General features: G+C 71.2%; 16 protein-coding genes and 1 pseudogene. 7 read left to right on the forward strand and 10 right to left on the reverse strand.

The features are described from left to right. Positions 1–7 precede the first annotated feature (7 nt). The 3 genes and pseudogenes from siaB to BM272_RS02060 all read right to left on the reverse strand — a co-directional run bounded on the left by siaB (position 8) and on the right by BM272_RS02060 (position 4,081). Complete coding sequence (gene siaB, locus BM272_RS02050) at positions 8–568, reverse strand: biofilm regulation protein kinase SiaB (RefSeq protein WP_093427079.1); 561 nt, start codon at positions 566–568, stop codon at positions 8–10. Between the two features lie 22 nt (positions 569–590). Further along, a pseudogene (siaA, locus tag BM272_RS02055) lies at positions 591–2,497 on the reverse strand (biofilm regulation protein phosphatase SiaA). 60 nt (positions 2,498–2,557) lie between these two features. Then, complete coding sequence (locus BM272_RS02060) at positions 2,558–4,081, reverse strand: R3H domain-containing nucleic acid-binding protein (RefSeq protein WP_093427080.1); 1,524 nt, start codon at positions 4,079–4,081, stop codon at positions 2,558–2,560. A 104-nt stretch (positions 4,082–4,185) separates the two neighbouring features. On the opposite strand from BM272_RS02060, the gene BM272_RS02065 reads away from it, so the two are divergent. Beyond that, complete coding sequence (locus tag BM272_RS02065) at positions 4,186–4,590, forward strand: DnaJ family domain-containing protein (protein ID WP_093427081.1); 405 nt, start codon at positions 4,186–4,188, stop codon at positions 4,588–4,590. 251 nt (positions 4,591–4,841) lie between these two features. Further along, positions 4,842–5,627 carry a UDP-2,3-diacylglucosamine diphosphatase gene (locus BM272_RS02070; RefSeq protein WP_159432994.1) on the forward strand — a complete coding sequence of 262 codons (786 nt, stop codon included), beginning with the start codon at positions 4,842–4,844 and terminating at the stop codon, positions 5,625–5,627. Positions 5,628–5,669: 42 nt separating this feature from the next. Here BM272_RS02070 and BM272_RS02075 read toward each other — a convergent pair whose 3' ends face one another. The 3 genes from BM272_RS02075 to BM272_RS02085 form a co-directional block, all read right to left on the reverse strand. Beyond that, positions 5,670–6,251 carry a thioredoxin family protein gene (locus BM272_RS02075; RefSeq protein WP_093427083.1) on the reverse strand — a complete coding sequence of 194 codons (582 nt, stop codon included), beginning with the start codon at positions 6,249–6,251 and terminating at the stop codon, positions 5,670–5,672. Between the two features lie 80 nt (positions 6,252–6,331). After that, on the reverse strand, positions 6,332–10,057 hold the full coding sequence (locus tag BM272_RS02080; protein ID WP_093427084.1) for a translocation/assembly module TamB domain-containing protein: 3,726 nt from the start codon (positions 10,055–10,057) through the stop codon (positions 6,332–6,334). Beyond that, positions 10,057–11,811 carry an autotransporter assembly complex protein TamA gene (locus tag BM272_RS02085; protein ID WP_093427085.1) on the reverse strand — a complete coding sequence of 585 codons (1,755 nt, stop codon included), beginning with the start codon at positions 11,809–11,811 and terminating at the stop codon, positions 10,057–10,059. Before BM272_RS02085 ends, BM272_RS02080 begins: the two co-directional genes overlap by 1 nt. A 174-nt stretch (positions 11,812–11,985) precedes the next feature. On the opposite strand from BM272_RS02085, the gene BM272_RS02090 reads away from it, so the two are divergent. Beyond that, a complete protein-coding gene (locus tag BM272_RS02090) occupies positions 11,986–12,498 on the forward strand; it encodes a type 1 glutamine amidotransferase domain-containing protein (RefSeq protein WP_093427086.1) in 513 nt (170 codons plus the stop codon). A gap of 57 nt (positions 12,499–12,555) precedes the next feature. Here BM272_RS02090 and ispG read toward each other — a convergent pair whose 3' ends face one another. Continuing rightward, entirely contained in the window at positions 12,556–13,788 is a 1,233-nt protein-coding gene (gene ispG, locus BM272_RS02095; protein ID WP_093427087.1) for a flavodoxin-dependent (E)-4-hydroxy-3-methylbut-2-enyl-diphosphate synthase, read from the reverse strand. 112 nt (positions 13,789–13,900) lie between these two features. Then, positions 13,901–15,259: a sigma-54 interaction domain-containing protein gene (locus tag BM272_RS02100; RefSeq protein WP_093427088.1), complete on the reverse strand. Its 1,359-nt coding sequence runs from the start codon at positions 15,257–15,259 to the stop codon at positions 13,901–13,903. Positions 15,260–15,416: 157 nt separating this feature from the next. Here BM272_RS02100 and BM272_RS02105 point away from each other — a divergent pair, with 157 nt between their 5' ends. From BM272_RS02105 to BM272_RS02120, 4 genes are all read left to right on the forward strand, one after another. After that, a complete protein-coding gene (locus BM272_RS02105) occupies positions 15,417–16,103 on the forward strand; it encodes an MBL fold metallo-hydrolase (protein ID WP_093427089.1) in 687 nt (228 codons plus the stop codon). Positions 16,104–16,148: 45 nt separating this feature from the next. Further along, positions 16,149–16,724 carry a Tll0287-like domain-containing protein gene (locus BM272_RS02110; RefSeq protein ID WP_093427090.1) on the forward strand — a complete coding sequence of 192 codons (576 nt, stop codon included), beginning with the start codon at positions 16,149–16,151 and terminating at the stop codon, positions 16,722–16,724. Between the two features lie 96 nt (positions 16,725–16,820). Next, a complete protein-coding gene (locus BM272_RS02115; RefSeq protein WP_093427091.1) occupies positions 16,821–18,098 on the forward strand; it encodes an NAD(P)/FAD-dependent oxidoreductase in 1,278 nt (425 codons plus the stop codon). 86 nt (positions 18,099–18,184) lie between these two features. After that, positions 18,185–18,505 (forward strand): hypothetical protein, encoded by a 321-nt coding sequence (locus tag BM272_RS02120; RefSeq protein WP_093427092.1) that lies wholly within the window; start codon positions 18,185–18,187, stop codon positions 18,503–18,505. Here the strand turns inward: BM272_RS02120 and BM272_RS02125 are convergent. Both BM272_RS02125 and BM272_RS02130 read right to left on the reverse strand, forming a co-directional pair. After that, the gene (locus BM272_RS02125) at positions 18,493–19,737 is read right to left on the reverse strand and encodes a malic enzyme-like NAD(P)-binding protein (protein ID WP_093427093.1); all 1,245 of its coding nucleotides are present in this window, start codon (positions 19,735–19,737) and stop codon (positions 18,493–18,495) included. The two genes, BM272_RS02120 and BM272_RS02125, sit on opposite strands and share 13 nt — an antisense overlap. A 228-nt stretch (positions 19,738–19,965) precedes the next feature. Continuing rightward, positions 19,966–21,147, reverse strand: a complete 1,182-nt coding sequence (locus BM272_RS02130; protein ID WP_159432995.1) for a cupin domain-containing protein — start codon at positions 21,145–21,147, stop codon at positions 19,966–19,968. Positions 21,148–21,180: the final 33 nt, after the last annotated feature.

Below are 21,180 nucleotides of genomic sequence, written 5' to 3' on the forward strand. Positions count from 1 at the left end.
TTCGCATTCACGTCTTGGGATGTTGCTGGATGACCGCCTGGAGGCTGAAGAACGCCCGGTCACCCGGGGCCTCCTCCAGCCGTGCCGACAGCGGTCGCGCGGACTTGCGGGCGATATCGATGAGTCCCAGGCCGGCCCCCGAATCGGCGCCTTCCTCTCGCGGTGCCCGCAGCTGGGTCTTGAACGCGGCCTTCAGCGCGGCCGCGTCCATGCCGGCCAGTTCGTCGATGCGGTCGACGAGGGCCCGGCCGTCCGCCGTCTCCACCAGGTTGCCGGCGACGACCACGTAGTGGCCCTCCCGGTCCCGGGCAACCACCACGGTCGCGGCGCTCTCGGTATCGGTGTAGCCCTGCCGGGCGGCGTAGTGGCGGATGTTCTGGGTCATCTCCACATAGGTGCCAAAGACGTCGCTCACGGCGGCGGGGGCGGTATCCTCCGCCTGGAGATAGTTTTTGAGCGCATTGCCTATCTCCTCGATGAGGCCGCGGGAGATGGGGCCATTGAAGGCCAGCAGGATGTCCTGGCGCTGGAAATGGTCGCGCAGGCCGAAGAGGTCGATATCGTGCATCCCCGGAACTCCGGTTGGTGCGTCAGGTGACGCGGAAGGCGAGGACGGTAATGTCGTCGCGTTGTTCGTGGTCGCCGCGATAGCTCGACAGGGCCTCCTCCAGGGCGGTCGCCTGCTCCGCCATGGGCCGGCGGGCATGGTCGCGCAGCAGCTCCCGGAAGCGCGTATTGCCGAAGCCGAACCCGTGGTCACCGCCGGCCTGGTCGAGATAGCCGTCGGTGACCAGGTAGTAGGTCATGCGGGGGTCCGTGGGGTGGCTCTGGTCGGTATATTCCCCCTGCCGCCGGTCGCACAGCGCGCGCCGTGCGGGGGCGAGTTCCTGGACCTCGGCGCCATCGCTGGCGTGGAGGGCGATGCGGGCGCCGGCGAAGCGGAGCCGGCCGGCCGTGCGATCGACGCAGACCAGGCCGGCGTCGAGATTGGTGGCGACGCTCTCCGGCATGGCCGACTGCCGGACCATCTCGCGCAGGGTCTCGTCCGCACGCCGGAGCAGGGCGGCGGGGGAATCGATCCCCAGGGTCGTCATGGCCTCGTCAAAGGCGGTCCGGGCGAGCATGGTCATCAATGCGCCGGGGACGCCGTGGCCGGCACAGTCCACCGCGCCCACCAGGAAGCGATCGCCGCCGGCCTCGCTGCGGAAGAGATAGAAGTCGCCGCCGACGCCGTCCCGCGGGTGCCACAGGATGAAGTGGTCCGGCCCCAGGGTCTCGGTGAGCCGGCCATCGGGGAGCAGGGCCCGCTGGATCAGCGCCGCGTAGTTGATGGAGTCCTGGATCCGCCGATTCGCCGTCTCCAGCTCCCGGGTCCGCTGGCGTACCCCCTCCTCGAGGCGGCTGGTGTGTTCCGCGACCTGCTCCGCCATGGAGCCGAAGGCCTGACCGAGGTCGCCGATCTCGTCGCGGCGGGACTCCGGGAGGGCCACGCGGTAGTCCCCCTCGGCCAGGGCCGTGGCGGAGTATTGCAGGGAGCGCAGGGGGCGCAGGATGAGCCGATCCACGCCCCAGGCGAAGCCACCCATCAGTACCAGCAGCGTGACGCCCCCGGCGAGGGCCGCGCTCTGCAACCACGGCCCCTCCAGGACCGTGGCGGCCTCCAGGTCCACCGCGCTGATGACGTACCAGTCCAGCGCCGGGACCGCGGTGACGGCGAGTCGCTGGGGGCGGCCGTCCAGGTTGGCGGTGATGACCGGGATGGCCCCCGCCCCGGCCCGTGCCATGGCCGCGGTCAGTGCCCCGGCATCGCCCTCCAGGGCGGCGTCCAGCGAGCCCTCGGATTCCTGGCCGGCGGATTCCAGGCCGGCGGCGGAGCCGTAGGCGATCCGGTCCGGGTCGGGGTGGGCCTGGATGGCGCCGTCGGCATCGACGATCAGGGGGTCCACCCCGGCCTCGTCGGCGCGGACGAACTCCTCCAGGAAGCGCGACAGATCCAGCCCCGTGCCGGCCAGCCCCACCGCCTCGCCGGCCCGACGGACGACGACGTTGACCCAGACGCGGGTGACGCCGAGTTCGGCGTCCGGATTGACGTTGACCACCAGGTCCCGCTCGCCCGCCATGATGTTGAAGAACCAGGCATCGTCCGGCTCGTCGCGGTGCAGGCGATAGCGGGCTCGTCACTGAAGTCGGTATCGGCGGCGTTGTGGAAGTAGCGGCCGTCGGCGTGGATGAGGAAGTAGTTGCCGTCGCGGAAGGAATCCCGGTAGCGCTCGGCCTCCCGGAAGAAGGCGGCGCGGGCAGCCGCGGAATCGGGCTGCTGCAGCCAGGTCCCCGTGAGCGTGGATTCGGCCAGTCGTCGCGCCAGGGCGACCTCCCGCTCCACTCGGGCCCGGATCCCCTGGAGGCCGAGAAACCCCACCGGGATCAGCGCCAGCAGGCAGGCGGCCAGCAGCGCCAGCATGGCCTTGGCTCGCAGACCGTATCCCCATCGGGCCATGGTTGGTTCCCGTTGTAACCGAGAGGGAGACTATGATCGGAGGGTCTGATTTTGGAACCTTTAGCCGGCATCCGGGGTTGATGGAAGAACTACGAGGTGGCGCTGGTTGCCGCTGCCCTGGCTCTCCGCCACCAGGCCGTGGCGCACCACGATCCGGTGCTGGAGCCGGCGGACGGCCCCCTGGGCGGGGGAGAGCGGCACCACCTCGCCCTCCTGGCGCACCCGGTTCACCGCCTCCTCCACCTCCCGGACCACGGCGCTGACGGTCTCGTCGTCCACGCCGTGGACCTGGTTCAGGGCGTCGGCGAGGGCGCGCCGGATCTGGGCGGTGGAGTTCTTCTTCACGGTCACCAGGGGGACCGCCGAGGTGTCCACCAGGCGCTGGAGGCGGGGATCGGCGGCGCGGCTGCGCAGGGCCAGCACCAGGTCGGTACGGCCCGGGTCGGGGACCGTCTCCGCCGGTAGCCCCTCGGTCCGGATGACGCGGTCGACGGAATCGCGGCTGACGCCGTAGGACAGGATGCGGGTGCGTCCCCGCGGGCCCACTTCCGGCGCTGAGGATTCGGCACCTTCCGGGAGGCCTGTCTCTTCGGCCGGTGGCGGCGCGCCGGCCCCGGATTCGGCGGCGGTGCGCATCTCACAGCGCGGGGCTCGGCCCGCCAGCAGGCGGTCCACCGAACGGGCGGTGGAGGGGTGCAGGCGCAGCTCCCCGCGCTGGACGATCTCCACCACGGCGGTGAAGGCCGGCGGGCCGCGCCGCTCCTGGACGGTCTTCTGGCCGCCCCGGGCCCGGGCCTCGTCGTCGCCGAGGATGACCGTCTGCACCCCGCCCACCAGGTCGTCCAGGACGGGATTGCGCAACAGGTTCTCCAGGGAGTGGCCGTGGGCGGTGGCCACCAGCTGGACGCCGCGCTCGGCGATGGTCCGGGCCGCCCGCGCCTCCGCCTCGGTCCCGATCTCGTCGACGATGATGACCTCCGGCATGTGGTTCTCCACCGCCTCGATCATCACCCGGTCCTGCTGGCGCGGGTCGGCCACCGGCATGCGTCGGGCGCTGCCGATGGCGGGGTGGGGGATGTCGCCGTCGCCGGCGATCTCTCCGGCGGTATCGATGATGACCACCCGGCGGTCGCACTCGTCGGCCAGGACGCGGGCCGTCTCCCGCAGGAGCGTGGTCTTGCCCACCCCGGGGCGGCCCAGGAGCAGCAGGCTCTCACCGGCAGCGACCACATCGTGGATGGGGTCGACGATGCCGTGGGCGGCCCGCCCTACGCGGAGGGTCAGGCCGATGATGCGGCCCTGCCGGTTGCGGATGGCGGCGATGCGGTGGAGGGTCCCCTCCACCCCGGCGCGATTGTCGGCGCTGAAGGCCCCCACGCGGCTGGCCACGGCGTCCAGGTCGGCCTGCTCCAGGGGCACGGAGGCGAGTTCGGCGCGGCCGTGGTCCAGTCGGGCCGTAGCCGGGCGGCCGCGGTCCAGGACGAACTCCACCACCTGCTCGGGATCCAGGGCGGCCGCGGCCGCGCGCAGGTCCGGCGGCAACAGATCCAGCAGGGCGGCCAGGTCGTCGGTCTGCTCTTCCATACCGTCAGCATATCAGGCCGGCGGGTGGGAGAGGGGTAGCCGCACGCTGCTAGAATGATTCGGGCGAAAAAGGTTCGCTCCTGTTCAGGGAGCGAGGAGGGAAAGTGAGCCTGCTGGACGAACTAGCCGAACAGCGCATTCGCGAGGCGGCCGAGCGCGGCGACTTCGAGGACCTGCCGGGGCAGGGCGAGCCCCTGGCCCTGGAGGATGACAGCCTGGTGCCCGAGGAACTACGCGCCGGCTACCGCCTGCTGAAGAATGCCGGCTTCGTCCCCCCGGAGCTGGAACAGCTCCGCGAACTCCGGGAGGTGGAGGCCCTCATCCGCCACGCCGAGGCGGAGGCGGACCGGGAGGCGCGGGAGGATGGTGGCCGGCGCCTGCGGATGGTCCTGCAGCGCCTCCACGGCGGTCGTACCCCCCGGGCCGTCCACGAATACGCCGAACGGCTGCGCGCCCACCTGGAGCGGCTGGAACAGGGCGGTCCGGCCGCCCCCTCCGGCGACGGGTAGGGCGAGTCAGGGACGGTCGGAGACGTCGAAGAGGTCGTCGCCGCCCCGGCGCTCCATGGTGCGATCGAGGATCATGGGCCTTCTCCTGCGAGAACCTGTCCCGACCATGCCCCGTCTCGGTTACACGGATATGTCCCACGCATGACACCGGCGTGACACGGATCCGGCGTCACGAGATGGTCACGGTTTCGAAACGTCACGGCAATCCGCGACCGCCATGCTCGGCTCTCCCCCGATATGTGGAGGAGAGCATGTACCATTCCGCCCCGTCATCCGTCCGCACCCTCTTCCTCTCCGATGTCCATCTCGGCACGCCCGATGCCCGGGCCGAGGAGCTCCTCACGTTCCTGGTGGGAGTGGAGTGCGAGACCATCTATCTGGTCGGCGACATCATCGACCTCCACGCCATGCAGCGCCGCGGCCCCGCCTGGCCGGAGAGCCACAACGCCGTCCTGCGCCACCTGTTCCGGCAGGCTCACGCCGGGGTGCGCGTCGTCTTCATCCCGGGCAACCACGACGAGGCCTTCCGCGACCTCACCGGCTCGGAGCTGGGCCGGATCGAGGTGGCGCAGGAGGCCGTTCACACCACGGCGGACGGTCGCCGGATGCTGGTGACCCACGGGGACGAGCTGGACAGCGCGGTCTGCTGCAATCGTCTGGTCTCCCTCGCCGGCGATGCCGGGTACGCCCTGCTGCTCGCCCTCAACCGCATGACCAACCGGATCCGGCGGCGCCTGGGGTGGCCCTACTGGTCCCTGGCGGGCCATATCAAGTCCCGGCTGGGGCGCGCCCAGGTCTATATCCGGCGGTTCGAGGATGCCGCCCTCCACCTGTCCCGGGAGCGCGGCTTCGACGGGGTGTTCTGCGGGCACATCCACCAGGCCTGCCTGCGCGAGGAGGACCAGGGGGTCTATGCCAACGACGGCGACTGGGTGGAGAGCTGCACGGCCCTGGTGGAGGAGCCGGACGGGACCCTGCGCCTGGTGGACGGACGGCCGGCGAACGTTGTCCCGCTGCCGTTGCGGCCGGCCGCCTGAGCCGCCGGCCTCCAGGGAAGAGAGCGCCGGTGAGGGCGCGGGTCAGCCGAAATAGTCGGGCTCGTGGCCCGGCTTCCACTTGATGTTGCAGCCCATGCTCGGCACCTGCTCCGCCGGGGCCGGTTCCCCGGCGAGGAGGGCGTCGGCGGCGGCGCGCAGGTCGGAGCCTGTCACCGGCTCCTCGTTGCCCGGCCGGGCGCGGTCGAACTGACCGCGGTAGAAGAGCCGCTGGTCGCCGTCGAAGAGGAAGAAATCGGGGGTGCAGGCGGCGCGGTAGGCCTTCGCTACGGACTGTTCCGCGTCGTAGAGGTAGGGAAAGGGATACTCGAAGGCGCGCGCCTCCTCGGCCATCTTGTCCGGGGCGTCATCCGGGTAGTTTTCCGCGTCGTTGCTGCTGATGGCGACGGTGGCGACACCCCGGGGGGCGTAGTCCCGCGCCCAGGCCATCAGGCCGTCCCGGAGGTGTTTCACGTAGGGGCAGTGGTTGCACATGAAGACCACCAGCAACCCCTTGGCGTCCGCGAAGTCGGCCAGCCGGACGGTCTCACCGGTGAGGGGCTCGGGGAGGGCGAAGTCCGGGGCCGGGGTTCCCAGCTCCAGCATGGTGGACGGGGTCAGGGACATGGTGACTCTCCTCTTCTGGTCTCCGGTGTTCGGATTGTAGCGCCGCGGCCGGCGGGGCGGCCATGCAGGGGCCGTGGGGGCTATCGCTCGATGGACCAGAGGAGGTCGATCCCACTGGCCTCACCGGTCTCGGCCTCCAGGGTCCACTGATCGTCCAGCAGGTAGCGGGTGCGCAGGGTGTTGATGTCCTCGGTGAGGCCGATGGCGTAGCGCACGTAGAGTCGCGGCGAGAGCCAGGTCCCCAGGACCAGGGCGGCGGAGTCTGCAGTGGTCCCGGAGGCGATGCCCACCTCGTCGATCCCGAAGCGATCCCCCAGCTGGGTGGCCAGGCGGTTGCCGCCGGCGAGCTGGAGGGCGGTGGCCGCGGCCGCCAGGCTCGCCCCCTCCTCGCCGCTGGCCGATTCCAGCGGGCGGCCCAGGACGACCCAGGAGAGGATCTCGCTATCCTCCATGGCCGGATCCGAGTAGAGCGCCAGGTTCGGGTCGCGCAGGCGGCCACCTACGTGGACGCCGGCGGTCACCGGCAGGCCGGGCCGTTCGGCCCGGAGGTCGAGGCCGGGGTTGTCCACCGGGGTATCGGCGAAGAGCAGCCGGCCGTTGTCGATGGTCAGCTCCTGCCCCCAGGCGCGGTAGTGGCCGTCCTGGATGACCAGCTCGCCGCGACCCCGGGGCGGGCTCCCCGGCTCCTGCAGCAGCCGCAGATCCCCTTCCAGCCGGCCGCGGAAGCCGTGGCCGCGCAGATAGATCCGGGGCCCCAGCAGCAGCCGGATGTCGGCCCGGACCGGCAGCCCCGCCTCCTCCTCCCCGGCCTCGCGGTAGACCACGTCGGGGGAGGGGGCGGCGCCCGAGGCACCGCCCCCCTCCGGCAGGACCAGGCGCGCCTCGGGAAGCCGGACCTCGCCGGTGAAGATCGCCTCCTCGGGGGTCAGCTCCAGCCGCAGGTCCGGCGAGGCCTGCACGCGCGCCTCGGGGAGGTCGACCACCTGCACCCCCTGGCCGGTGAGCCGGAGATCGGCGGTCATGGGCGGTCGCGGCTGGAACGTGCCGGCGAGGTCGAGGGTGCCGCCACCGCTTCGGGCCTGCGCCTCCAGCTGCAGCGGTTCGGCGCCATTGGCGCGGATGGTGGCGGTTACCGGGCGCAGGTCCAGGCCGGCATCGGCGACGCGAAGCCGCCCCTCGCGCCAGTGGATAGCACCCTGCGGCAGCGGCTCGCCCAGGGTGCCGGTGAGGGCGATATCGGCGGCCAGGTGGCCATCGGTGCGGATGAAGCCGGGCACCAGGGGGCCGATCCAGGCGACACCGACCCGATCCGCGTGCATCGCCCCCTCCAGGGGCTGGTCGGCGTCCACCGCTGCCCATCGCCATTCCGGGAGGTGGACCCGGCCGGCGAATTCGTCGCCCGGTTCGCCGGTGTGGAGGGTGGTCCCGGCGGTCAGTCCCGTCTCGGCGGTGTAATCGGCCCGCAGATCCAGCCGCTCCAGACGCGCGGCGATCTCGTCGTCCAGGCGCGGGTGGACCAGCTCCAGCCCCCGGGCCTCCGCGGCCAGCGCCAGTTCGTCGATGGCGTCGCTCCAGCGCAGCCGGGCCCGGCTGTCCAGCTGGCCGGCGTGCAGGCGGGTGCCGCCGGGGATCAGCCTTGCCAGCGGGGCCAGCTCCAGGCCGGCCAGTTCCAGTGCCGCCGTGCCTCCCTCAGCATCGCCGTGGGCCCCGGCGCACAGCCGCCCACCGGCATCGCCGAGCCAGCAGCCGCTCTCCAGCCCCCAGCCGTCGGCACCTTGTCGGGCCCGCAGATGGCCGGCGAGCTGCCAGTTCTCCCCGGCGGCGGTGGCCACCCCCGTGGTTGCCCGGAGCTCGCCGGCGGCCGGTTCCAGCGTCCCCGTCAAGGCCAGTCGAGGACGGCCTGCTGCCAGGGTCCAGTTCAGCCGTTCCGGTGGCCCTTCCAGTATGAGGCTCACAGCGCCGGCCTGTTGGTTGGCCACCTCGGCCGTGGGGAGGGTGAGCCCGGCGCGCAGATGCGCCGGGGAGCCCTCCGCCGAGACTTGCAGTTGCGGGATGGCGATCAGGTCTCCCCAGGCGAGGTCCGTGCCGGTGAGCCGGGCATCCCCCGAGCCGTCCGCCCAGCCGATCCGGCCCTCCAGCCGGCCGTGCAGCTCCGGGTGGAGGGCTTCGGGATCGGAGAGGTCCAGTCGGAGGTCGGCGGTGAGCGGGGTGGAGCCGCTGGCGTGGCCGGCGAGGTGGTTGGCCCCCACCGAGGCGTCCAGCCCGGCGACCCGCCAGCCGTCGGATGTCCAGGCCCCGCGTCCGTCCACCGCCAGGTCGTGGCCGCGCAGGTCGCCGGCCACATGCAGGTCCTTCATCGTGGCGGTGGGCCCCGTCAGGGTGCCGTGCAATCGGGTCTCGCCGGTGAGGGTCGCCGGCCAGTCGGGGAGCAGGCCGCCGGTCTCCACCCCCTCCCAGGCGAGATCGGCCTGCCAGGGGCGTTCCCCCTCGAGGGTGAGGGTGGCGCGGCCGTGGGCGCTCCCGCCCAGCGCCTCGAGTTCGCGCAGCTCGGTGTGGAGGGTCGCGCCGGCGCCGCGGGCCCGCAGGCGGGCAGAAGCCTCGGGCAGGTCGGCGGGGCGGGCGGCAACGGTGCCAGTGAGGTCCCAATGGCTCGGCGTACCGCCGGCCTGCAGCGCCAGCCCCTCCAGTCGGCCCAGGTCGCGGGGCAGGGCGAGGCCGTCGCTGGCCAGGGTGGCGGTGCCGCGCCCCTCGCCGAGGTGCCAGGCCCCGGAGCCGGTAACGGCCCCGCCGCCGGCATCGAGCCGCTCCAGCGCCAGTGCGGGGAGGTGGAGCCAGCCGTCGGCCCCGCGCCGTCCCTCGGCCTCCAGGGCCCAGAGGCCGTTCTCGGCCAGGTCCAGACGGGCGGCCAGTGTCATGGCCGGGGTTGCTGCGGGGCCGGTGACATCGGCCGTCACCCGCCCCAGCCAGGGGAAGCCCGCCCGCTCCTGAAGGGCGGGGCCGGGGCGATCGGCGCGCAGGGTCAGATCGAGGGTGGGGTCCTCCAGGAGGCTCCGCAGCCGGCCCTCCAGGCGAACCCGAGCCGGACCGGAGCCGCGGCCCTCCACCCGGAGCTCCTCGGTGTCGCCGGCCAGATCGAGATGGCCGGTGGCCGGCCCCAGCGGGCTGGGCGTGTCGATCTGCAGGCGGGCCTCCAGGGCCCGCTGGCGCCAGTCGCCCTCGCCGACGAGGGCCAGACGGGCGCCCCGGTGGCGCAGGGTGGCGTTCAGGTCCCGGAGCCGGGAACCGCCGGCCCGGGCCGCCAGGCGAAGGTGGAGGGGGCCTTCCAGGCCGGGCAGGCGGTTGGCGGCGACACGCGTGCCGGTGAGCTCCAGGGCGAAGGGCAGACCGGGCAGCTCCGGGAGGGCGCCCCCCGGGGTCTCCGTGGTCGGGCCTGGCTCGCCCCCGCGCACCGTGACGGTCAGGTCCTCTACGTGGAGCCGGTGGATGCGGACCCGCCCGACCAGGAGGTCCAGCGGGCGCCAGTCCAGGTCGAGGCCGGTGGCTCCGGCGGTCACTGCCTCGTCCTCCCAGCGAACGCCCTCCAGGCGCAGGGGGCCGGCCAGGCGCCCCTCGGCCTCCTCCACGGTGAGGCGGCCACCGGTGATCTCCCCGGCCCATCCGGCGACCCACCCCGGCGCGGCCGGGTGGTGGAGGAGGGTGACCAGGCCCACGCCGGCGGCCGCCAGCGCCAGGACCACGGCCAGCAGCAGGCCCTTCCCCGCCAGGACAGCGAGGCGCCGCAGCCGTGTGAGCAGAACGCCGGCCATCACGGATCGGGCCTCAGGTAGAGGTGGAAGCGCCAGCCGGCCTCGGTATCCACCGCCCGGGCGAAGTCCACGGCCAGGGTGCCGATGGGCAGGCGCCAGCGCAGTCCGGCCCCGGCGCTGCGCCGGAATTCGGCGGCGTCGGGGTCGTAGGCGTTGCCGGCATCGTGAAAGACTGCCAGGGAAAAGCTCTCCCCCAGGGCGTGCTCGTAGTCCACGCCCACCACGGCCAGGGCACTGCCGCCGGTGACGTCACCCTGGTCATCGGTGGGCCCCAGGCGCTGGTAGCCGAAGCCGCGCAGGGTGCGGTCGCCGCCGGCGAAGTAGCGCAGGGAGGCGGGGAGGTCCTCGGTCTGTGCCAGGGCGGTCCCGCCCAGGCGGCTGCGCAGGCGCAGGCGGTGGCGCTCGGTCACCGGGAGCACCCAACCGGCCTGGAGGTCACCGCGGACCAGGTCGGTATCCGAGACCACGGCCTCGCTGGCCCCGCGCAGGGAGAACTCGGCCCGCCAGCCGTGGGCCCGGCCTCCGGTGTAGTGGACCTGGGTCCGCTGCCACTGGATCCCCGGCATGAGCAGCAGGCTCTGGTCGCGCTCGTCGGCGACGCGGTAGCGTTCGCGCTCCAGCCCCAGGGAGATCGTTCGGGACCAGCGACCCGGTACCCGGGTGAGGGCGAGGCGGAGCTGTTCGCGGGTATGCTCCGAGGTGTCGGTGCGCGTCTCGTCCAGGCTGGCGCGGCCGGCCAGCTCTTCGCGCCGCGGATCGGCCAGGGGGATGCGGTACCAGGCGGCCGCCTCCCGGCTGATGGCCGAGACCTGCGCCTCCACGCCGGTGCGGTGGCCGGCGGCATTGAGGTAGCGGCGCTCGATCCCGCCCCGGACCCGGGGACCGGTATCGGTTCCGTAACCGCCGCCGGCCGTGTAGCGGGTGGGGAGGTTGTCCGTGAGCTCCACCTGGAGGTCGACCACCGGCTCATCCTCCCGGGGATGCGGGATGACCTCCACGCGGGAGAAGTAGTCGCTATCCAGGAGGGTCCGCTGGAGCTCGATGAGCTGGTCCCCGTGGTAGGGGTCGCCGGGGTCCATGGGGGCGAAGCGGCGGATGAGATCGGTTCCGAGGCTGCTACCCGAGAAGTCGAACGCCCCGAAGCGGTAGCGGGGGCCGGTCCGGTAGTGGAGGGCGATGTCCGCCGTGCCGGCCTCCCGATCCACCTCGATGCGCCGCTGCTCGAAGGCTCCCTCGAACAGGCCGAGCTCCCGGCCCAGGGCCTCCAGGCGGTCGCGGGCGGCATCGTGGGCGGCGTGGTCCAGGCGATCGCCGACGGCCAGCGGATAGGCCTCGCGCCATTCGACCAGCTCAGGGTGGTCGGCGGCAGGGCCGGTGAGCTCGATGGTGACCGAATGCACGCGCACCGGCTCGCCGGGATCCACGCGGTAGGTGGCGCGCCAGTCGTCGCCCTCCAGGGCCTCCAGGTCGCTGTCGATGGTCGGGTCGGTATAGCCGTAGGGTGCCAGCGCAGTGCGGATGGCCGCCGTTCCGCGTCCGTGGAGGTGGCGGATGTCGGCGGGCGACAGCCCGGGGTCATCGCGATAGCGCTGCAGCGGCAGCCGCGCGATGACGGCGTCGTGCAGCGTCGATTTCTCGAGTCCCTCCACGCGGATCTCCACGGCGGCGAGCCCGGGCTGCACCATGGCGATGACACCGACGCCGATGGCCAGGGTGCAGCAAAGGGTGGAGAGCGCGGGGCGGCGGCGTGACAAGGATTCGCTTCCGTAGGGGGACCTCCACGATAGCAGTCCCGCCGGCGGTGGCAAATTCTCCCCGCCCGAAGACCGCTCAACCGGGGGCCGGACTTGAAGGGCGGCGATGGCGCTCCCATCTCCCGACCGTACAGCCACCGCTATCCGACTCTATCCCCGACAAGGAGACTGCCCATGAAGGCCCTGATCCTGAGCGCCGACCAGTTCGAGGACGTAGAGCTCCTGGCTCCCCAGTACCGCCTCCTGGAGGCCGGCTACGAGGTCACGGTAGCGGCACCGGCGACCGACCCCATCACCGGCAAGAAGGGCTACGAGGTAGCCGTGGACCGGTCCGTGGCCGACGTGGACCCGGCCGGTTTCGAACTACTGGTCCTGCCGGGGGGCAAGGCGCCGGCGGCGCTGCGCGACGATCCCGCCGTCCAGGCGATCACGCAGCACTTCATGGATGCCGGCAAGCCGGTGGTGGCCATCTGCCACGGCCCGGAGATCCTCGTCTCCGCCGACCGCGTTCGCGGCCGGACACTTACGGGCCATGCCGATGTACGCGACGCGGTACCGGCGGCCGGCGGCGATTACGTGGACGAAGAGGTGGTGGTGGACGGCAACCTCGTTACCTCCCGGGTGCCGAAGGATATCCCCGCCTGGCTGCGGGAGATGATGGCCCTGGTGGAGTCTCACAAGAGCTAAGGTGTCGCTTGAAGATCCCCTTTCAACGTACTGATATAAAAGGGTATTTAGTCCGCCTTACCGGTCGCCGAAGCGGTAGTGGACGTACGCCTCCAGCCGCTGCTGGAACTCCTCGGCGATGCGTTCGCCCTTTAGGGTCACGGTCTTCTCGCCGTCCTCGTAGACCGGTGCCACCGGCGTCTCGCCGGTGCCGGGGAGGCTGATCCCGATATCGGCGTGGCGGCTCTCGCCGGGGCCGTTCACCACGCAGCCCATCACCGCCACGGTCATCCCCTCCACGCCGGGATATTCCTGCCGCCACTGCGGCATGCGCTCGCCCATGTAGGCCTCGATGTCCCGGGCCAGCTCCTGGAAGTAGGTGGAGGTGGTCCGCCCGCAGCCGGGGCAGGCCACCACGGCCGGGGCGAAGTTGCGCAGCTCCAGGCTCTGGAGGATCTGGCGCGCCACCTCCACCTCCTTGGTACGCGGCTCGCCGGGCTCCGGGGTCAGGGAGATCCGGATGGTGTCGCCGATCCCCTCCTGCAACAGCACCGACAGGGCCGTGGTGGAGGCGACGATCCCCTTGGTCCCCATCCCGGCCTCGGTGAGTCCCAGATGGAGCGGGTAGTCGCAGCGACTGGCCAGGTCGCGGTAGACGGCGATGAGGTCCTGCACGCCGCTCATCTTGCAGGAGAGGATGATCCGGTCGCCGCCCAGGCCCAGCTCCTCCGCCCGGGCGGCGCTCTCCACCGCCGAGGTGACCACGGCATCGCGCATCACCGCCTCCGGCGGTAGCGGCTCCGGGCGGGCGGCGTTGGCGTCCATGAGGCGCTCCAGGACCGTCGGGTCCAGGCTGCCCCAGTTGACCCCGATACGCACCGGCCGGTCGAAGTGGCAGGCGTGCTCGATGAAGCGGGCGAAGTTGTCATCCCGCCGGACGCCGCGGCCCACGTTGCCGGGGTTGATCCGGAACTTGTCCAGCGCCTCGCCGCAGGCCGGCTCCTGCTCCAGGAGCTTGTGGCCATTGAAGTGGAAGTCCCCCACCAGCGGGACCGTCACGCCCATCCGCTCCATCTCCTCGCGGATCCGCGGTACGGCGGCGGCCGCTTCCTCGGAGTTCACCGTGATGCGGACCAGCTCCGAACCGGCCTCGGCGAGCTGGCGCACCTGGATGGCGGTGGCCACCGGCTCGGCGGTGTCGGTATTGGTCATGGACTGGATGGCAACGGGGTGGCCGCCGCCGATGGTGACCCCGCCGACCCGAACGGCTCGGGTGGTCCTGCTGACGGGGCCGGGCACGGAATCGCTCATGACGTCTCTCTAGACAATGGTGGCTGGGCTGCGCGCGATGATAGCGCAGTGCCGGTTCGAGAACACCCGGCCGCCATCGAGGGCTCCCACCGCTCCGATCCCCGGAGCGGCGTCAGTCGGAGCCGCGGTCCAGCTGCTGGAGCTTGCGATAGAGGCTGCGTTCACTGATCCCCAGCTGCTGTGCCAGCTCCCGGCGCTCGCCGGGGAAGCGCGCCACCGCCCAGCGCAGATAGCGGGCCTCCGCCTCTTCCAGCGGGATAATGGCGTCATCCTGGCCCGGAGGAAGCTGTCCGGCGCCGCTGCAGGCGCACTCCGGCGGCAGGTCCTGGGGCCGGATGACGCCGTCGTCGGTGAGGACGCTGGCGCGCTCCAGAATATTGCGCAGCTCGCGGATGTTGCCGGGGAAGTCGTAGGCGGCCAGGCAGGCCGCTGCCTCGCCGGAGAGTTCGAACTCCGCCTCGGGGTCCAGGCGGCGCAGGAGGTGCTCGGCCAGCAGCGGGATATCGTCATGCCGTTCGCGCAGGCTGGGCAGATGGACCGGGAAGGCGCTGATCCGGTAGTAGAGGTCCTCGCGGAAGGTCCCCTCCCGGATCATCGAACGCAGGTCCCGGTGGGTGGCGCAGACCAGGCGGAAATCGGCCTTCTGGGGCTCCACCCCGCCCACGCGGCGGAAGGTGTTGGTCTCCAGCAGGCGCAGCAGCTTGACCTGGAGATCCAGCGGGATGTCGCCCACCTCGTCCAGGAAGAGGGTACCGCCCCGGGCCGACTCGACCAGGCCGGTCTTGCGGTACTGCGCGCCGGTGAAGGCGCCCTTTTCGTGGCCGAAGAGCTCCGATTCGAACAGGGTCTCGGTGAGCCCGGAACAGTCCACCGGCACGAAGGGCCCGCCGGCGCGATCGCTGCCGTCGTGGACCGCCCGCGCCGCCAGCTCCTTGCCGGTGCCCGACTCACCCAGGAGCAGGACCGTGGTCCGCCGTGGCGCCACGCGCTGGATGAGTTCCAGCATGTGGTTGAAGGGGCCCGATCGGCCGATCATCCCGTGGTCGCCGCCTGCCCGCGCACTGGCCGAGCGCGCCTGGTGCATCACCTCGACGAAGTAGTGGATCTCGCCGTCATCGCCGCGGATGGGGAAGAGTTCCACGTCCACGTGCTCGTCACCGCGCGGGGTGTGGTGGAGATGGAGGACCCGCTGGGCCGTACCCTCGTGCAGGCTGGACTTCAGCGGGCAGTTCTCGCCGGCCTGGTCGCAGGGCACCCGGTACTGGTGGGAGACCTCATAGCAGTGGCGCTCCTGGAGGGGGTGGCCGTCGCCGTAGGTGCGGCGGTAGGCCTGGTTCGCCGCGATGATCCGGTAGTCGAGGCCGAGCAGGATGGCCGGTTCCCGGAAGGTATCCAGCATTCCCGTGATCTCGGGGCGCAGGTGGCGCGGCGGGCGCGGGTCGGGCAGGGGCGTGGAGGCCGAAGTCGTCATGGCGTCATGCTATGTCGGGAATGTCAGTGGCTGCAAGGGAATGGCTGCCTTGTGTGACAGTCGTTGTGAGGGTAGTGCCGCCGCGGGCCCATGACAGCGCCCTTTCAAGGATGGCACTGCGTTTGCTTGCGTAGTAGCCAAAGCGGCAGGAGGCTCCATGATCTTCCGTCAGTGGCTGGACAGCGACAACGAGGGCGAACGTTGCGGCTATCTGCTGGCCGACCCGGTGACCCGGGCGGCCGCGGTGATCGATGCCCATGAGGCCATTGCCGAACGGTGCCTGGACGAGATCGAGCGGCTGGGGCTGGAACTCCACTACGCCTTCGAGACTCGCCTGCACATCGCTCATCGATCCGCGGCGGCCTGGATCCGGCGCGAGACCGGCGCCCTGGTAGTGGCCCACGAGGCCACCGGCATCGCCTGCGCCGATCACCATGCCGAGGAGGGCGATGGCTTCCATCTCGGAGAGGAGACCCTGACCTTCCTCCACCTGTCCGGGCTCTGCCCCGGTGCCAGTGCGCTGCTCTGGGGCGACCGCCTCTTCACCGGGGATAGCCTCTGGCCGGGCGGTACCGGGCCCATGGGCCCCGGGGGTGACCTGCGCACGCTGCGCTCGAACATCGAGGATCGGCTGTTCCGGTTCGCCGACGAGACGCTGGTCTTCCCCGGCGCCTGCCCGGACGGCCGGCGAGTCACCACCATCGGGGAGGAGCGAGCCGGGGCCGGCGAAGCGGACTGGCCCTGGAAGAGCCGCCGGGGCACCGATAACCAGGGGCTACGGCCCGACATCGCCGCCTTCAACCGGGAATGCAGTCAGCGGCCCCACGCCGGGCCCCCTGCCTGAAACCCCACTGTCGAAAACCGATTTACTCCAGCAGAGGAACGCGCCATGAAACGCACCATCCTGACCCTTACCTCCCTGGCCCTGGCGGGTACCGCCGCGGCGGCCAGCCTGGGCGAAAAGGTCGACCAGAACGTGGATGACAGCCGTGCCACCATCAAGCAGTTCGCCACCTCGCTGCAGGGCGAACTCAAGGCGGCCATGCAGGAGGGCGGCCCGACGCAGGGCATCAGCGTCTGCAACGAGGCCGCCCCCCGCATCGCCGCCGAGGCCTCGGAGTCCTACGGTGGCGATGTGAGCCGTACCAGCCTCAAGGTCCGCAATCCCGACAATGCGCCGGACGGCTGGGAGCGCGAGGTCCTCCAGCGCTTCGATCGCCTTGCGGAGCGGGGTGCCGACCCCAAGAAGCTGGACCATTTCGAGGTCCATCGCACCGAGGACGGTGGCCGCGAATTCCGCTACATGAAGGCCATCCCCACCGGCGAGGTCTGCCTGACCTGTCACGGGGAGAATATCCCGGCATCGGTTCAGGAAACCATCGATGACCACTATCCTGAGGATGAGGCCCGGGGCTTCGAGAAGGGTGACATCCGGGGCGCCTTTACCCTGACCCGGCCGCTCTAGCGGCGGGGGCGGTTCGAACCGCCCGTTCAACACCAACGAGGGGAGGCACCCGATCCGGGCTCGAGAACCTCCCCCACAACTGCAGGAGAACCACGCATGGCTCATATCGTCATCCTGGGGGCGGGCACCGGCGGCACGCCGGCGGCCTACGAGATGCGCGAGGCCCTCGGCCGCGAGCACAAGGTTACGCTCATCAACGCCTCCGAGACCTTCCAGTTCGTCCCCTCCAACCCCTGGGTTGCGGTCGGCTGGCGCGAGCGCGATGACACCACCTTCCCCCTCCGGCAGTACGTGGAGAAGAAGGGCATCAACTTCATCGCCGACCGGGTGGACAGGATCGACCCGGAGGCCAACCAGCTGACCCTGGCCGGCGGTGACACCGTCGACTACGACTACCTGGTGCTGACCACCGGCCCCATGCTCGCCTTCGACGAGGTCGAGGGTACCGGGCCCCATGACGGCTACACCCAGTCGGTCTGCACCATCGACCACGCCGAGACCGCGTACCAGAAGTACGAGGAATTCCTGAAGAACCCGGGCCCGGTGGTGGTCGGGGCCGTCCAGGGGGCCTCCTGCTTCGGGCCCGCCTACGAGTTCGCCATGATCCTCGATCGGGATCTGCGCAAGCGGAAGATGCGCGACCAGGTCCCGATCACCTTCGTTACCTCCGAGCCCTACATCGGCCACATGGGCCTGGGCGGCGTGGGTGACTCCAAGGGGCTGCTGGAGCACGAGCTGCGCGAACGCCACATCAACTGGATCACCAACGCCCGCACCGAGCGCGTGGAAGACGGCAAGATGTACGTCACCCAGCTGGACGAGAAGGGCGAGGTGCTGAAGGAGCACGAGCTCGACTTCAACTACTCCATGATGCTGCCGGCCTTCCGCGGCGTTCCGGCGGTGGCCGACGTCGAGGGGCTGTGCAACCCGCGCGGCTTCGTGAAGGTGGACGAGTGCCAGCGCAGCCCGGCCTATTCCAACATCTTCGCCGCCGGTGTCGGCATCGCCATTCCGCCGGTGGAGCAGACCACCGTGGCCACCGGCGCCCCCAAGACCGGCTACATGATCGAGTCCATGGTGACCGCCATCGTCGAGAACATCGCCGGCGAGGTGGAGGGGAAGGGCGGCTGCAACACCCAGGGCACCTGGTCCACCATCTGCCTCGCGGACCTCGGCGATACCGGGGCCGCCTTCGTGGCCCTGCCGCAGATCCCGCCGCGGAACGTCACCTGGTCCAAGAAGGGCAAGTGGGTCCACTACGCCAAGATCGCCTTCGAGAAGTACTTCATGCGCAAGATGAAGACGGGCCACTCCGAGCCCATCTACGAGAAGTACGTCCTGCGCATGCTGGGCATCAACCGGCTCAAGAAGTAGGCCCCTTCCCATCACCCCGCTGATGGCGGGGTGATGTCCTTCCCCGTTCGCGGTAGCCTGCGGCCATCCCCTGACTGGAGGCTGCCGTGCACATCCATCTCGATACCCCCGATCTCATGACCCGGGTCCGCCTGGAGTCGCGCTGGCGTACGGCCGGAGCGACGGTGAGCAGTGGCGCGGAGCCGGACGCTCGTCCCCATCGCATCGTCGTCGACCTGACCGGTTCCGGTCCGGAGGGCGTAACCGCCTGGCGGGAGCGCTTTCCCGAGGCCCGGATTACCGCCTTCGGACCCCACGTGGAGGGCGAGTCCCTGAAGGCGGCGAAGGCGGCCGGGGCGGACCAGGTCCTGCCCCGGGGCAAGGTCGGCGAGCGGATCGCCGAGGCGGTGGTGGATCAGGTCTGGTAGCGGGCGGGGAGCTCGACCCGGGCTACGCCGCTGTCCACGGCGGCCCGGGCGACGGCGGCCGGGACGCGCTCGCCCAGGCGGGGGTCGAAGGGCGTGGGGATGATGTAGTCCGGACCGAAGGCGAGATCGTCGCGACCGTAGGCGGTCAGTACCTCGGACGGCACCGGCTCCCGGGCCAGCTCGGCCAGGGCCCGAACGGCCGCCGTGGTCATGGGGACGTTGATGGCCGAGGCCCGCACGTCCAGGGCGCCCCGGAAGATGAAGGGGAAGCCGAGGACGTTGTTCACCTGGTTGGGGTAGTCGGTGCGCCCCGTGGCCAGGATCAGGTCGTCGCGAACCGCGCGCGCCACCTCCGGCCGGATCTCCGGATCGGGATTGGAGAGGGCGAAGACCACCGGGCCCGCGGCCATGCTCGCCACCATCTCCCGGGTGAGCAGATCGGGGCCGGAGACGCCGATGAAGACGTCGGCGCCGCTCAGGGCATCCTCCAGGGTCCGATCCGCGGTCTCCACGGCGAAGGCCGATTTCCACTGGTTGAGATCGTCGCGACCCGCGTGGATGACCCCCTTGCGGTCCACCAGCCGTAGATTCTCCGCCCGCGCGCCCAGGTTGAGCAGCAGATTCATGGAGGCGATCCCGGCAGCACCGGCGCCCAGGCAGACGATCCGGGCATCGGCCAGGGCCTTGCCCTGGAGCTCCAGGGCGTTGAGCAGGCCGGCGGCGACGATGACGGCGGTGCCGTGCTGGTCGTCGTGGAAGACCGGGATGTCCATGCGCTCGGCCAGGCGCCGCTCGATGTCGAAGCAGGCGGGGGCGGCGATATCCTCGAGGTTGATGCCGCCGAAGGTCGGACCCAGGCGGGCCACTGTCTCCACGAAGTCGTCCGGGTCCTCGGCCTCCACCTCGATGTCGAAGACGTCGATATCGGCGAACTGCTTGAACAGGACCGCCTTGCCCTCCATCACCGGCTTGCTCGCCAGCGGACCGGTATTGCCCAGCCCCAGCACGGCGGTCCCGTTGCTGATCACCCCCACGAGGTTGCCGCGGCCGGTGTAGCGGAAGGCATCCAGCGGCTCTTCGGCGATGGCGCGCACCGGCGCCGCGACCCCCGGCGTATAGGCCAGGGAGAGCTCGGCCTGGGTGGAGCAGGGCTTGGTCAGCGCCGTGGCCAGCTTCCCGGGCACCGGTTCGGCGTGGTAGCGCAGGGCGTCGCGGGTGAGGTCGTCGCTCATCGGGGCTCCTTGGGGGTGGGGACTTGCCGGGCCGGAATTGTCGCGCTTTTTGACCGACCTCGCCAGAACCGCGGGCTCGCTCGGGGCGGGTGGTACAGGTCCCTGCTGCCAGGTACGCCGTGAAGACATCCCTGTCGGCTCGACGGCAGCATCCCTGCTGCCGACGACCTGGCAGCAGGGACCTGCACCACCCGCCAGGCCTTTTCGGGTAGAAGACGGGCGTCCTGCCTACGCCTCCTCGGGGAAATAGAGGGCGCCGGCATTCACCAGCTCGGTGAGCAGGGCGGGGAATCCGTCCACCTGCAGCCATTCGGCCAGCTCCGCGGCGGGATAGCGCCGATGCCGGCAGAGGAAGGCGGCGGCGGGGGCCAGCACTCCGCCCAGCCAGTGTTCGTGGCCATCCACGAACAACCGGGCGCCACTGTCCTCCTCGTAGAAGGCGAAGCGGCTGAATTCGCTGCGCCAGACCGGCTCGTCCGCCTGGATCCGGGAACGGATCGCCGATTCGGAGAGGGGCGGTTCCGGGCGCAGGTCCTGGTCGTGGTCGGGGGTGGTCACGAAGCGGCCGAAAAAGGCATCCAGCACGGCATCCTCGTCCAGCGCCCGGCGCAGGGTATCCCGGACCCGAGCGCGGCTGGCCGCGTCCAGCGCCCCCGGGTTCTCCGGCTCCGCCCGGCCGGGGTCGGCAAACCGCCCCTCGGCCGGCAGGCGTTCGGCCACCTCCTCCAGAAAGGCCGTGACCAGGTCGGCGTGGCCCGGGGCGCGGAACCCCACCGACAGCGTCTGGCACGGCTCCAGCGCCTCGCCGTGATGGGGAATGCCCGGCGGCAGGTAGAGCATGTCCCCGGGCTCCAGGACCCAGACGTGATCGGGGTCGAAGTCGCGCAGGATGCGCAACGGGATATCGGGCAGGAGGTCGTCGTCCCCGCAGGGGGCATTGCCGATGGACCAGCGCCGCCGGCCCTGTCCCTGGAGGAGGAAGACGTCGTACTGATCGGTATGCGGGCCGACGCTGCCGCCCTCGGGGGCATAACTCACCATGACGTCATCGACCCGCCAGTCGGGGATGAAGCGGAAGGACTCCAGCAGGTCGGCCAGTTCGGGGACGTGGCGGTTGGCGCCCTGGACCAGCAGCGTCCAGTGGGTAGGCGGCAGGTCGGCAAAGCGGTCCTCGGGGAAGGGGCCGTGCTCCAGGGACCACCAGGGCGGGCCGTCCAGCTCGCGGATCAGGCGCGATTCCACATCCTCCTGGAGGGCAAGACCGGCCAGCTCCTCCGGGCTCACCGGCGAACGGAAACCGGGCAGGGCGCCCCGGATGAGCAGGGGGCGCTGCTGCCAGTAGTCCCGGAGGAAGGTAGCGGCGTCGAGATCACCCAGCAGGGTCTCGGGGATAGCGGGAGTACGGGCCATGGGGAACCGAATGATGCGGTGGATCCTCGGAAG

The sequence above is a fragment of the Thiohalospira halophila DSM 15071 genome, from assembly GCF_900112605.1.
In the GTDB taxonomy this organism is placed as follows: Bacteria; Pseudomonadota; Gammaproteobacteria; order Thiohalospirales; family Thiohalospiraceae; genus Thiohalospira; species Thiohalospira halophila.